The organism is Robbsia andropogonis (genome assembly GCF_000970345.1).
Lineage (GTDB): Bacteria > Pseudomonadota > Gammaproteobacteria > Burkholderiales > Burkholderiaceae > Robbsia > Robbsia andropogonis.
In genome coordinates this window covers 1-13,136 of record NZ_LAQU01000060.1, presented here as the reverse complement: position 1 = coordinate 13,136, position 13,136 = coordinate 1, and the positions used below count along the sequence as shown (strand labels likewise).

General features: G+C 61.3%; 8 protein-coding genes and 1 pseudogene. 4 read left to right on the top strand and 5 right to left on the bottom strand.

Annotated features, from left to right (window positions below; genetic code table 11):
- A pseudogene (locus WM40_RS24595) lies at window positions 1-873 on the top strand (M3 family metallopeptidase); the annotation flags it as partial.
- Window positions 874-1,030: 157 nt separating this feature from the next.
- Here the strand turns inward: WM40_RS24595 and WM40_RS29140 are convergent.
- Complete coding sequence (locus tag WM40_RS29140; protein WP_024902422.1) at window positions 1,031-1,192, bottom strand: DUF1328 family protein; 162 nt, start codon at window positions 1,190-1,192, stop codon at window positions 1,031-1,033.
- Between the two features lie 398 nt (window positions 1,193-1,590).
- Between WM40_RS29140 and WM40_RS24585 the strand changes: the two genes are divergently transcribed.
- Entirely contained in the window at window positions 1,591-1,977 is a 387-nt protein-coding gene (locus tag WM40_RS24585) for a hypothetical protein (protein WP_024902421.1), read from the top strand.
- 197 nt (window positions 1,978-2,174) lie between these two features.
- Window positions 2,175-3,185, top strand: coding sequence for an MOSC domain-containing protein (locus WM40_RS24580; RefSeq protein WP_046154277.1), 1,011 nt, complete (start codon window positions 2,175-2,177; stop codon window positions 3,183-3,185).
- A 23-nt stretch (window positions 3,186-3,208) separates the two neighbouring features.
- Here WM40_RS24580 and uvrA read toward each other — a convergent pair whose 3' ends face one another.
- Window positions 3,209-9,256, bottom strand: a complete 6,048-nt coding sequence (uvrA, locus tag WM40_RS24575; RefSeq protein ID WP_046154279.1) for an excinuclease ABC subunit UvrA — start codon at window positions 9,254-9,256, stop codon at window positions 3,209-3,211.
- Window positions 9,257-9,737: 481 nt separating this feature from the next.
- Between uvrA and WM40_RS24570 the strand changes: the two genes are divergently transcribed.
- Window positions 9,738-11,006 (top strand): porin, encoded by a 1,269-nt coding sequence (locus tag WM40_RS24570; protein WP_082103202.1) that lies wholly within the window; start codon window positions 9,738-9,740, stop codon window positions 11,004-11,006.
- A 20-nt stretch (window positions 11,007-11,026) separates the two neighbouring features.
- On the opposite strand, the gene WM40_RS24565 is transcribed toward WM40_RS24570, so the two are convergent.
- From WM40_RS24565 to WM40_RS24555, 3 genes are all read right to left on the bottom strand, one after another.
- Window positions 11,027-11,926 (bottom strand): LysR family transcriptional regulator, encoded by a 900-nt coding sequence (locus WM40_RS24565; RefSeq protein WP_024902417.1) that lies wholly within the window; start codon window positions 11,924-11,926, stop codon window positions 11,027-11,029.
- Window positions 11,927-11,958: 32 nt separating this feature from the next.
- Window positions 11,959-12,510 carry a glutathione peroxidase gene (locus WM40_RS24560; protein WP_024902416.1) on the bottom strand — a complete coding sequence of 184 codons (552 nt, stop codon included), beginning with the start codon at window positions 12,508-12,510 and terminating at the stop codon, window positions 11,959-11,961.
- Between the two features lie 164 nt (window positions 12,511-12,674).
- A partial coding sequence (locus tag WM40_RS24555; protein WP_046154276.1) for an aspartate/glutamate racemase family protein occupies window positions 12,675-13,136 on the bottom strand: 462 nt, incomplete at its 5' end.

Sequence of the window (13,136 nt, the reverse complement as noted above, 5' to 3'; positions counted from 1 at the left end):
GGTCGCGCAGTTTTATTTGGACCTGTATGCACGCGAAGGCAAACGGGGGGGGCGTGGATGGATGATGCACGCTCGCGCAAGCGCCGCGAGGACGGCACCACACAAACACCCGTTGCCTACCTGGTCTGCAATTTCTCGCCACCGGTAGGCGACAAGCCGGCGCTTCTGACACACGATGACGTGGTGACGCTTTTCCACGAATGTGGTCATGGCTTGCACCATATGCTGACCCGAATCGAGGAACCGGCTGTATCCGGCATCAACGGCGTGGAGTGGGATGCGGTGGAGCTGCCGTCCCAATTCATGGAAAACTTTTGTTGGGAATGGGACGTCCTGCAAACGCTGAGCGCCCACGTCGACAGCGGTGAAACCTTGCCGCGCACCTTGTTCGACAAGATGATCGCCGCCAAGAATTTCCAGAGCGGACTAGGTACGTTGCGCCAGATCGTATTTTCGATGTTCGATATGCATATTCATACCGACTTCGACCCGAGTGGTAGTGAGACAGTGAATGCGCTCGCACGTCGAATCAACGCGACCTATCACGTGGTCGAGCAGACACCGATCTCGCGTTGGCCAAACAGCTTCAGCCACGTTTTCGCAGGCGGCTATGCGGCGGGCTATTACAGCTATAAGTGGGCCGAGGTGTTGTCCGCCGACGCCTACTCTGCTTTTGAGGAAGCGGCCGGCGCCACCGGCTCCGTGGTTGATCCCGTGACGGGGCGTCGTTACCTGGAAGAAATCCTGTCGGTTGGTGGCAGTCGCGCGGCGATGAATTCGTTCAAGGCCTTCCGAGGCCGTGAGCCATCGATCGACGCCCTTCTACGTCATCACGGCATGGACGTGGATTTACCGGAGACGCAGCAAGCCTGATCGATTGGACCGAGCACCAGTTCCTTACACTGACTGGTGACTGGAGCGGCCATAAAATAAAAAATGCTGGGGAACAGGATAAACCTGTCACCCAGCATTTTTTCAATGAGGCGCTGTGCCTCTCGCCTGGAAAAATCGATTTACTGCCGAGAGCGCGCTATCGGTTGAACAGCCCCATCACCAGCGTCACCAGGAAGATCACAACGAAGATATAGAACAGAATCTTCGCGATTTCAGCCGCACCCGCGGCAATACCACCGAAACCAAATACTGCCGCGATGATCGCGATGATAAAGAATATGACGGCATAACGCAGCATTGCACTTCTCCTCTTTGATGTTTGACTGATCATCAGCAATAAGCGTGCCTTGCGCTATTGAATGTCCAGGAAAGATGCGTCCAGCCCGTGATACCGATGTGGCTATCGCGTTTGCTGCATCCGATTGGCGCGGCCGAAACGCGCTGACCTCGGTCAGGCCGGTAAGGAATACCTGTTCTCTTATAAAAGACGCGGCGCGAATTGCAATGCCCCCAATCCACGTCTTGGCATGTCTGGGTTGGATCACGGCAGCGGTCATCAAGCGATACGTCAGTAACGCGTGACAGTTATTGCAACAGGCTTTCTGCTTCTTTCACATAGGGTCTCAACGTCTGGCACACCGTTTGCTCAATGACAGTTCGTCAGACCTCCACCAATAAAGAACAAGGAGCGTTACCATGTCGCAATCGATTCGCCACATCTCCGCATCCAGGGCTGTCCGTACACTGGGTGCCTTGGCATGCGCCGCCACGCTGGTCGGGACCGTTTCGGTGGCCTCTGCCGCGGATGCCCAGGGCACGAACGGGCCGACCAACGCATCGCCCTACACCTCGCCGAGTGCCGTGAACTCCGCACCCGGTACACACGCCAGCGGCACCCACGCAGAACGCAAGGCTGCCCGCAAGGCCTCGCGCAAGGTACATCGCGAACAAAAGAATGCTGAACTGAAATCGTTGGAAAAGAACGGCTATAACCCGTCGCAAAACGATCCGAAGTACCCGGCAAGCCTCCAAAACGCGGAGCGTAAAGCCGCCGGCCAACCAACGCAACCGGCAGGTCAATAAGCCCGGTGCGAGAGCGGCGCACCGGCGGTGGTTTCCTCGCCGGACAGTTACATACCAGGTAGGTAAACCGTCCCCGGTTCAGCATGACCAGCGCTGTGACTCTCAGGGTTACAGCGCTTTTTCACGCCTCCCGACGGCATCTTGTTACACTGACGTCGAAATGCGGCGCCCCCGGCCGCCCCGACACCTGTTCAAAGATGCCCCGCGTCGCTTCTCTGCATATTTACCCGATCAAATCGTGTCGCGGTATCCGCCTCGACACGGCGCAGCTGCTGGCTCACGGTCTAGCGCACGATCGGGATTGGATGGTCGTCCATGCCGGCGGCCCCTTCATCGGTACCTTCATTTCGCAACGCACGCATCCTGCCCTGGCTTGCGTCATACCCCGTCTGATCGACAAGTGCTGTGAAGTGCATCTCGATGCGGATGCGCTGCGCGCCAGCCTCACGGCGCCAATATCCGGCTACCCGGAAAGCGCCGCTGGCGATAAGGCGGCGCGCATCCTCTCGGTATGCTCAACGCCATTACGGTTGCCCTTTACGGTTACCACGCCAAATACGGTTGATCTCGTAGCAGGACCACCGGCGGCGTCCGTGGCGGTACAGGTATGGCGCGATACGTTCCAGGCACTGGATGCGGGGGATGACGCGGCACAATGGTTCTCCGCGTTACTCGCTTGCCCCGTTCGTCTTGTACGATTCGATCCCACGGTGACACGCCTCGCCAGCGCGCGCTGGACCGCAGGTGTGGAAGCGCCAACGCATTTCGCCGATGGTTTCCCGCTGCTATTGACGAACCAGGCGTCCCTGGATGATTTGAATCAGAAAATGATGCGCAAAGGCGCGCCGGCCATACCAATGGACCGCTTCCGTCCCAACGTGGTCTTGACCGACATGGATGCCTATGAAGAAGACCATGTGAGTACGCTGACGTTCGCGTCGGCGTTGGAGCAGGCACCGGGACAGGAGCCCATCGAGATTCAACTGGTGAAACCCTGCGCACGCTGCCCCATTCCGACATTCGATCAAACAACGGGCCGGGCCAACGACGCCTGGCCGTACGAGCCCCTCGACACCTTGACGACGTACCGGATGAATAGCCGTGTCGATGGCGTGACGTTCGGTGTCAACGCTATCGTCATATCTGGTGTCGGCCGTCGGTTGCACTGCGGCATGGATGCCGACGCCCCTGTCGACTTCGGCAATTGACGCATGTCGAAGCGACAGCGGATTTAACGGGCGCCGCGTGCCAGGACCGGTTTCAGTGCAGCGCCCGTATGACTGCGACGCTCACGGGTCAGTGACACCGGATCGGTCGATGCGACGATCTGGCCACCCTGGCTGCCGCCCTCCGGTCCGAGATCGACAATCCAGTCACTTTCCGCTATCACATCGAGATCATGCTCGATCACGATCACGCTGTGGCCGCCGTCGACCAGTCGGTGCAGTACATGTATCAACCGCGCCACGTCCGCCATATGCAGTCCGACCGTGGGCTCATCCAGGACATATAAGGTATGCGGCGCCTTCTGCCCACGGCGGCCGATATCGTCACGCACCTTGCTCAACTCCGTCACGAGCTTGATGCGCTGTGCCTCGCCACCTGACAAGGTCGGTGAAGGTTGTCCCAATGTCAGGTAGCCCAGCCCCACATCCACCAACAACTGCAGCGGATGCGCAATGCTCGGCATCGATGAGAAGAAATCGACGGCTTCGTCGATTTCCATCGTCAGCACCTCGCCAATATGCTTGCCACGCCAGGTCACCGTCAGTGTCTCCGCATTGAAACGCTGACCGTGACACACGTCGCACGGTACCTTCACATCCGGCAAGAAACTCATGGCGATCGTTCGCACGCCCTGCCCCTCGCAGGCGGGGCAACGACCGTCACCGGTGTTGAACGAAAAGCGTGACGGCGTATAGCCGCGTGCCCTTGCTTCCAGTGTATCGGCGAACAAACGGCGGATCGTGTCCCACATGCCGATGTACGTGGCGGGACAGGAGCGTGGTGTTTTTCCGATGGGCGTCTGATCCACTTCCAGCACCCGATCGATACTGCCCCATCCGGTGATGTTCCGACAGCCGTGCCATGTGTGCGCGAGATGACTCGCCGCGGCCGCGCGCGCCTCGACGGCAGCCGCCTGCGACGCATCCCTTCCGGTGCCGGCGCCACCGGGGGTTGCCCGGGCCTTGCGTGCAACACCCTTCGCACCGCCGGCGCCCGACGCCTCGGCCTGCTTGCGCGCACGACGTTCGGCGGGAGACGACAGGACCGACCGTCCAATCACGTCGAGCATATTGGTCATCAGGACATCCCGTGCCAATGTCGATTTTCCGGAGCCGCTGACCCCGGTGATGGCCACCAATCGTGACAATGGCAAGGACACGCTGACATCACGGAGGTTATGCAACGACGCGCCCTCGATCGTCAACCAATCCGGCGGCACGGCTTGGCCGTTCACGGCGGACCGTGAGCCCGTAACCACCGGACTGACCTGGCGCCTGTCTCGGAGCGGATGTGGAATCGGATTGGCCAGAAACTGACCCGTCAGTGAACTCGGCGTCCGGGCCAGATCGTCAACCGTGCCTTGCGCAACCACGGTGCCGCCACGCTTCCCCGCGCCGGGGCCGATATCGATAATGTGGTCGGCACGTCGAATCGTGTCCTCGTCATGCTCGACCACCACCAGCGTATTGCCCTTTTCGTTCAACTGCTTCAACGCATTGAGCAGGATCTGGTTGTCGCGCGGATGTAGACCGATCGTCGGTTCATCGAGCACATAGCACACGCCCTGCAAATTGCTGCCTAACTGCGCCGCCAGACGAATGCGCTGCGCCTCGCCGCCGGACAGCGTGGGCGCGGCACGATCAAGGCTTAGATAGCCAAGACCTACCTCCTCCAGGAAACGAAGGCGACTGTCGATTTCACTGATCACGTCACGGCCGATATCCGCATCGCGGCCACGCAGCCGCAACGACCCGATCCAGGCACGCGTATCGGCAACGGTCCAGCGACCCACTTGCGTAATGGGTTGGCCACCGAATACAACCGCTCGCGCCACCGGATTGAGCCGTGTTCCCTCACAGTGCTCACACGGTTCGTCCACAACATCCTCCGGCTCCGCTTGCGCCTGCGCAATACCCTGCTCCCGGCCGCGTTGGTCATCGGCGAACAGCGTGTCGTCATACGCCGCTCGCTGCTCGCGCGTCAGCGTGACGCCGGTCCCCACGCAGGCGGTACACCAGCCGTGTTTGCTGTTATACGAAAACATCCGTGGATCCAGTTCCGGATAGCTGGTGCCACACACCGCGCAGGCTCGCTTTGTCGAAAACACCCGTGACTCACCCACCTGACGCGTACGCTTTCCCTTTGACAACGCCTCGGCGAGGCCGTCGAGCGGGGCCAGCAGATGCATGATGCCCTTCCCCAGTTCCAGTGCCTGTGTCAGCATCGCGCGCAACGTCGACTCATCGTCCGGGGTCACGACGAGATCGCCGACTGGCAGCTCGATGGTGTGCTCCTTGAACCGATCCAGCTTGGGCCAGGGCTCCACAGGCACGAACTCCTTATCCACGCGCAGATGGGTGTAGCCACGCGCCTTTGCCCACTTCGCCAAGTCGGTATAGACGCCCTTGCGATTGACGACAAGCGGCGCCAACAATCCGACATGCATGCCCTTGAAGTCACGAACGATCTGCGCCAGGATCGACTCGGGGCTTTGCGCCGTAACCGGGGTACCGTCGTGGATGCAATGCTGGATGCCAAGCTTCACATACAGCAACCGCAGAAAATGCCAGACTTCCGACGTCGTTGCCACCGTGCTCTTGCGGCCCCCGCGCGACAGGCGCTGCTCGATCGCGACCGTCGGCGGAATGCCATAAACGGCATCGACTTCCGGACGCCCCGCGGGCTGCACGATCGAGCGGGCGTAGGCATTCAACGATTCGAGGTAACGGCGCTGCCCTTCGTGGAATAGGATGTCGAACGCCAGCGTCGATTTACCGGAACCGGACACACCGGTAATGACGTTGAACTTGCCATGCGGAATATCGACATCGAGACCCTTCAGGTTGTGCTCACGCGCGTTGACGATACGCACGACGTTCTCGCCCTGCAGGGCCTTGCGGGCCGCCACCACCGCCGCGGCGTGTTGCAACGGACGCCCCCCCTCGGCGGCCGCTGTCCCATCCTCGCCGCCGGCTACCGGATTTCCGCTCGCATCGAGCGTCCCCGCGGCGACCATCGTCGCCGCGCGCGCCGCCTGCGCCACGGTAGACGTCGTCAACGCCTCCGCGTATTCGCGTAGCGCACGGCCGGTATGGGACGCGGCCACTACACTGACCCCATCCGGCGTGCCCTCACATACCACCAGGCCACCTGCATCCCCGCCTTCAGGCCCCAGATCGATGATCCAGTCGGCCGACTGGATCACGTCGAGATTGTGCTCGATGACCAGCAGCGAGTGGCCACGTTCGAGCAAGCGACGCATCGCCCGCATCAACTTCGCGATATCGTCGAAATGCAGCCCGGTCGTAGGCTCGTCGAACATAAACAACCGGTGCGGCTGGTCCGTGGTCTCGGCTTCCGCGAGGAAACCGGCCAGCTTCAAACGCTGTGCCTCACCACCCGATAGCGTCGGCACGGGTTGGCCCAGCTTCACGTAATCAAGGCCAACATCGACGATCGGCTGCAATACCCGCAGCACCGCGGTGTCATGGGCGAAACACCCCACTGCCTCATTGACCGTCAGGTCCAGTACGTCCGCGATGCTGAGCGCGCGCACGGTGCCTGCGACATCGGTTCGCTCGATCTTCACTTCGAGAATCTCGTCGCGATACCGCCGACCGTCGCAATCAGGGCAACGCAGGTACACATCGCTAAGGAACTGCATCTCGACGTGTTCGAAGCCTGAGCCGCCACATGTCGGGCAGCGCCCATCACCCGAATTGAAGCTGAACATCCCAGCGCCATAGGCCCGTTGGAGCGCGAGCGGCGCCTTGGCGAACAGCTTGCGGATTTCGTCGAAAGCCCCGACGTAACTCGCCGGATTCGAGCGGGCGGTACGACCTATCGGTGACTGATCGACGAATGTGACATCACTGAGCTGATCCGCCCCGAGCAACGCGCGGAACGCGCCTGGCGTCTCGGTTGCCTTGCCGAAATGGCGGGCCAGGGCCGGTGCCAGCACGTCCTGGATCAACGTCGATTTACCAGAGCCGGACACACCGGTCACACAGACGAGACGACGCAACGGGATAGATACAGTGACATCGCGCAGATTGTGTTCAGACGCTCCTTCGAGCACCAGCCGTGGCGTATCCGCTTCGACCGGACGACGCACCCATTGCGCCGATTCCGCCACTTGACGCCGTCCGGACAGATAGGCGGATGTCAGGGTCTCGTCTTGCGTCGACACCGCGTCGATCGTGCCCGGCGGCCCGTCGAAGACAATCTCGCCGCCGCGCTCGCCTGGCCCGGGCCCCATATCGATAAGCCGATCGGCCGCCAGCATCACCAGCGGATCGTGCTCGACGACGACCAGCGTGTTGCCGGCATCCCGCAACCGGTGCATCGCCTCGACAATACGGCCGAGGTCGCGGGGATGCAATCCGATACTCGGCTCGTCGAGAACGAACAACGTATTAACCAACGATGTACCCAGCGCCGTCGTCAGATTGATCCGTTGCACTTCACCGCCGGACAGGGTACGGCTTTGCCGGTCCAACGTCAGATAACCGATGCCGACATCGCTGAGGTAACGCAGGCGCGTGCGCACCTCGTCATGCAACAACTTCAACGCATCATCGAGCAAAACCGACGGCAGTGTCAGCGTGTCGAAAAACCGCCGGATCCGATCGATCGGCATCAGCATCAGATCATGCAGCGTCAACCCGGGTAGCGCCGTGAGTTGCGCAGGCGTCCACTCGACCCCGTTCGGCATGAACCGATTTTCCGGTGCCAGTACGGCGTCAGCCTGGGCCTTCGTGCCCAGACGCCACAACAGGGACTCGGTTTTCAAGCGCGCCCCGGCACATGTCGGACAGGTGGTGTAGCTGCGATACTTCGACAGCAACACCCGGATATGCATCTTGTATGCCTTCGACTCCAGGTAGTCGAAGAAGCGCCGCACACCGTACCACTGCGCGTTCCATTTCCCCTTCCACAACGGCGAGCCCTCCACGACCCAGTCCCGCTCCGATTGCTTGAGGTCCGCCCACGGCACGTCGACGCGAATGCCCTCGGCCTTCGCATACTTGATCAGGTCGTCCTGTCCCTCTTTCCACGCCGGGGTTTGCAGCGTTTTTACGGCACCCTCGCGCAGTGACTTACGTCCGTCGGGAATCACCAGGCCGAGATCGATACCGATCACCCGTCCAAAGCCACGGCAAGCCTCGCACGCGCCGTAGGCCGAGTTGAAAGAAAATAGCGCGGGCTGCGGCTCCGCGTAGCGGATATCACTTTGCGGACAATGCAGCCCGGTAGAGAAGCGCCAATGCGGGGCCGACTCGAATTCGTCCTTCGCCGGCACGATCCCCGCCGCTGACGACGCCGTCCCGACATCACTGGTGGTTCCACCTTCTGCGGGTGCGTCCAGCAGATAGACGTCCAGCCTGCCGCCGCCGCGCATCAAGCCGGCTTCAATCGCTTCCATGACACGAGCGCGCTCGGCCCCCTGAACCCGGAAGCGATCCGCCACCACATCGAGCAACTGCCGGGGCCCTGTATCGGTCTGTACACGGCGCCGCGCCTGGATTCGCGTGTAGCCGCTGGCGGACAACCACTGCGCCACCTCATCATCGGTGACACTGTCCGGTAGTTGCACGGGGAACGTCAATGCAATCCGCGGATCGCCGTCACGTGTGCGCGTCAGCAATTCCGAATAAATCGTCTCCGGCGTATCGTGCGCCACTTCCTCCGCCGTCTTGCGATCGAACAGCGTGGCCGCACGGGCAAAAAACAATTTCAGGTGATCGTTCAACTCGGTCATCGTGCCAACCGTGGAGCGCGAACTCCTTACCGGATTGGTCTGATCGATGGCGATCGCCGGTGGGACGCCGTCGACACGGTCCACCTGCGGGCGATCCATGCGGTCGAGGAATTGCCGCGCATAGGCACTGAACGTCTCGACGTAGCGTCGCTGACCTTCCGCATACAGCGTATCGAACACCAGGCTCGACTTGCCTGATCCCGAAGGGCCCGTCACAACCGTCATCTGCCCCGGGTGCAGGTCCACATCGAGGTTCTTCAGATTGTGCTGGCGGGCCCCTCGAATCTGAATGGGTTGACGCCCGGTAGAAGGCGAAACGGATTGACCGGAGGCGTCGGCGCGTTGGGACGATGGGCGGCGGGCACGGCGGGAAACTTCGTTCGAAGACACGGAAGACGATCCAGAGCAGTGTGGAAGCAAATGGCGAAAAACCCGGGCGCCATGCGCCGCGGATCCGCTGACAGCATACACGGGCTGCCTTGTCCGCGCCCGTGACACCCGTACCGGGCGCAGTGAATACTGTACACCCATACAGTATCCTATGTCGAGTATCAGGTCTCATGCGCGAGCAATTGGCGCGCCCGGCGATGCCCTCGTGTCCAGCACGAAGACGTGACTGATATTTTTCATTTTGACCGCCAATCGTCGCCGGCCACACCCCTGCAGGTCAGCGTCGCGATGCCTGTTTCCTCGCCCATGTGCTTTCTGGCGCGGCAAACACTGCGCCACGCTGGTGTTCCATGATGCTGTTCAACGAATATAGGAATACTGAGTGAATGTATCTTTCCTTTCCACAGGCGCCTCGACAGGCGCTGGACAGAAGACGAAACTGTGCACGCCGCGCTATCCCGCTTCACCTACCAATTACCCCTGCAGTAATGGGGTAGGATCATGGGCTCGCCATCTTCTGGTCCTGCCCTGGCTCTGCCTTGCCTCCGATATCGTGCTCGCGCAAGGCAGCGCCGCCAGTGCGACCCTGTATGGCATCCTGGACCAGAGCTTGTCCTTTACCAATGACCAGGCCGACAAGCACGTAACACGTTCAGGCACCGGCACGTTCTCTGGCAGCCGCTGGGGCTTGAAGATCAATGAGCCCTTGGGCAACGGGCTTTCCGCATTCGGCGTGATGGAGGCGGGCTTCGATGGGAATACGGGTCGCTCGATGCAAGGGGGCGCTTTGTTCGGAAGACAGGCTTTCGTCGGCCTGGGCAGCGATGAGCACGGCGCGATGACCTTTGGCCGCCAGTACGATGCCTCCATCGACACTCTGTCTCCATTGACCGCAGGCGGCAGTTGGGCAACCGGGGTCAATGGCCGCCTCTACGGCAATGACAACGCCGGACTGTCATACCGGATCGACAACACCCTCAAGTTCACCGCCACGCGGGGCGGCTTGAAGACGGTTGGCACCTATTCGTTCAGCAACACCAACGGAAGCCGTGACAACAGCGCGTTCAGCGCCGGCGCACACTACGCAAACGGCCCGTTGTCGCTCGCCGGTGCCTATGTCCAGCTGAACAACCCGAACAGCGGGAACAGCAGGGGTGCAGCAGTCGACAAAGGCAGTTTTACCGCTGAGAAACAGCGGACATGGGGCGTGGGCTTCACCTATCTATTGGGCGATATTGGATTCGGCACCAGTTACAGCCATACCCGCGTGCAAGCACCCACCCACTTTCCGGGCGGTGGCCTACTGCCTCCCGTCTCAGCGCATCAACTGCGCCTGGACAATATTGAACTGCATCTGAAATACAGGACGACCGTCGCGCTGACTACCGGCGTGGTGTATATCCATACGCGGGCCCGTGCGCAGGACCATGGCGGCACGATCAAGCGCCCGCACTGGCATCAGATCGGCGGAGTAGCTGACTATGCATTATCAAAACGCACCGACATCTATCTGGCTGCCGCCTACCAGCGTGCCGCAGGGGAGCGCACGGGCCATGCCAGCTTCGATCGGGCAAACCTGAACTGTGCTGGCGGCCTATCGGGCGGCAGCGGCCAATGGACCACGCACATCGGTCTGCGTCACAAATTCTGAGGCCATGGCGTGCGACGCGCTTAATCCCAGGTCACATGCTGGAAAGACATCGCCAGGAAGTCCACCAGACGTCGTACCTTCAGCGGTAATTGCTTGCGCGTCGGGTAGACCGCATAGATGCCGAGCGTACCCGCGCGGAAGCCGGGCAGGATCTCTACAAGGCGACCGGCGCGCAAATCCGCGTCCAACATGAAGCGAGGCTGCAGCATGATGCCAACGCCGCCGAGCGCTATCGCTCGGCAAGTGTCGCCGTTATTGGAATATACGCGCGGGCGGATGCGCACCCCGTGAGCATGCGCGTGTGCATCGGTAAAGGTCCATTCATCCCGACTGCCGCCGTTTGTATAAGCCAGCACACGATGCTCGGCCAGCTCAAGTGGCTGTTGCGGGCAACCATATCGAGATAGATAAGCAGGCGTCGCGCAGAGAATCATCCTGGTATCGGCGAGATGGCGACTGACCAGCGTCGAGTCCGGCATTGCACCAATGCGCACCGCGAGATCATAGCCTTCATCGACAAGATCGACTACGCGATCATTCAATGTGATGTCGAGATCGACTTTCGGATGCGCTTCGAGAAAACGCGGCCACAGCGGCGCGAGATGGTCGATGCCGAACGTCAGCGGAACGTTGACCCGGATAACCCCGCCCGGCTCGGCCGAGCGTGACGTCAGCGCCGCCTCCGCATCATCGAGCGCCGCCAGGACTTCCTTCGCGCGTTGATAAAACGTTCGGCCGTCGTCGGTCAGGGACAGCCGGCGCGTGGTCCGCTGCAACAGCCGCACGCCGAGCCGCTGTTCCAACGCGTCAACATGCCGTGATACGGCGGCCTTCGATATCCGCAAGCCGTCGACGGCGCCAATGAAACTGCCGGCATCCACCACGGCAATGAATACCGACATTTGCAACGTGCGGTCCACGTCGGCGTCCGATAGCGTTCTCCGCCGTTGCCTCAGGCGACCTTCTTCAACTCGGCATCGAGTGCCGCCAGCAACGTCGGATCATCCGCGGTCACGTCGGGCGCGAAACGGCCGACCACCGATCCATCGGCGGCAACCAAAAACTTTTCGAAGTTCCACAACACATCCGGTACGGCATTCGGCGTATTGCCCCGGCTCGCCAGGCGCTCGCGGAACGGACCGTCGCCGGTCGCATGCGGTACGGCATGTGTCAGCGTTTCGTATAACGGATGCTGGTCATCGCCCACCACCGAAATCTTCGAAAACAGCGGGAATTGCACGTCGTACGTCAAGCTGCAAAACGACTTGATTTCTTCGTCGGTGCCGGGCTCCTGCCCCTTGAAGTTGTTCGCCGGGAAGCCCAGAATCTCAAGGCCCTCCGCGCGGCGCGTTTCGTAGAGCTTTTCCAGCGCCTCATACTGCGGCGTCAAACCGCACTTGGAGGCCACGTTGACGATCAACAGGACTTTGCCCTTGTACTGGTCCAGCGTCTGGGTGTTGCCGTCAATCGATTTGACCGGGATGCCATAGACGGATGCGCTCATTTCGGGTCGTTCTCCAAGGGGGACATAGGTCGCGGGCGTGCGCTTTCACAGCATGCGGGAGCGCCGCCGGGCGTGCCTGCCCGCAAAATGCGACGTCCCACGGCAGCGGCCGCGAAGAAGGACATACTACTGCGGATTCGAAAACGTCGCTGCTGCCGCCGGGACTAGGCAGCCGGCGCAAGCAGCCAGCCCCGGTCGTGCGCGAAGGCAACCGTCGCTCGGGCCAGGGCAAGCGTGCTATCGATAAGTGGCACGCCAAGCCTTGCCGCGAAGCTCGACAACGGGCGCGCTGCCAAAGGTATCTCGGTACACCCCATGATGACCGCCTGGGCGCCCTGCTCCGCGAGCATACGGATTGCCGGCGAAAGGGCTTCGGCCGAAGCCGGGATATTCCCCGCCTTCACCTCCCGGATGCAGTCGCTGACATGCTGCTGGACCGCCTGGTTAGGCTCGATCGGCGTGATGCCGCGCTCGCGCAGCGAATGCTGATAAAAACCCGACATCATCGTGCCACCGGTTGCAAGGACAGCGACCTGCCGTGCGTCGGCGGGTACTTCCGCGACGCACGCCTCGGCGATGTGCAACATCGGCGCGGCGCTGTGCGCACGCATCTCGCTAATCCAGTG

Excerpts from the sequence above, each read along its gene's own strand:
- WM40_RS29140 (WP_024902422.1), bottom strand. The coding sequence starts at position 1,192 with ATGCTGCGTTATGCCGTCATATTCTTTATCATCGCGATCATCGCGGCA.
- WM40_RS24585 (WP_024902421.1), top strand. The coding sequence starts at position 1,591 with ATGTCGCAATCGATTCGCCACATCTCCGCATCCAGGGCTGTCCGTACA.
- WM40_RS24580 (WP_046154277.1), top strand. The coding sequence starts at position 2,175 with ATGCCCCGCGTCGCTTCTCTGCATATTTACCCGATCAAATCGTGTCGC.
- WM40_RS24560 (WP_024902416.1), bottom strand. The coding sequence starts at position 12,510 with ATGAGCGCATCCGTCTATGGCATCCCGGTCAAATCGATTGACGGCAAC.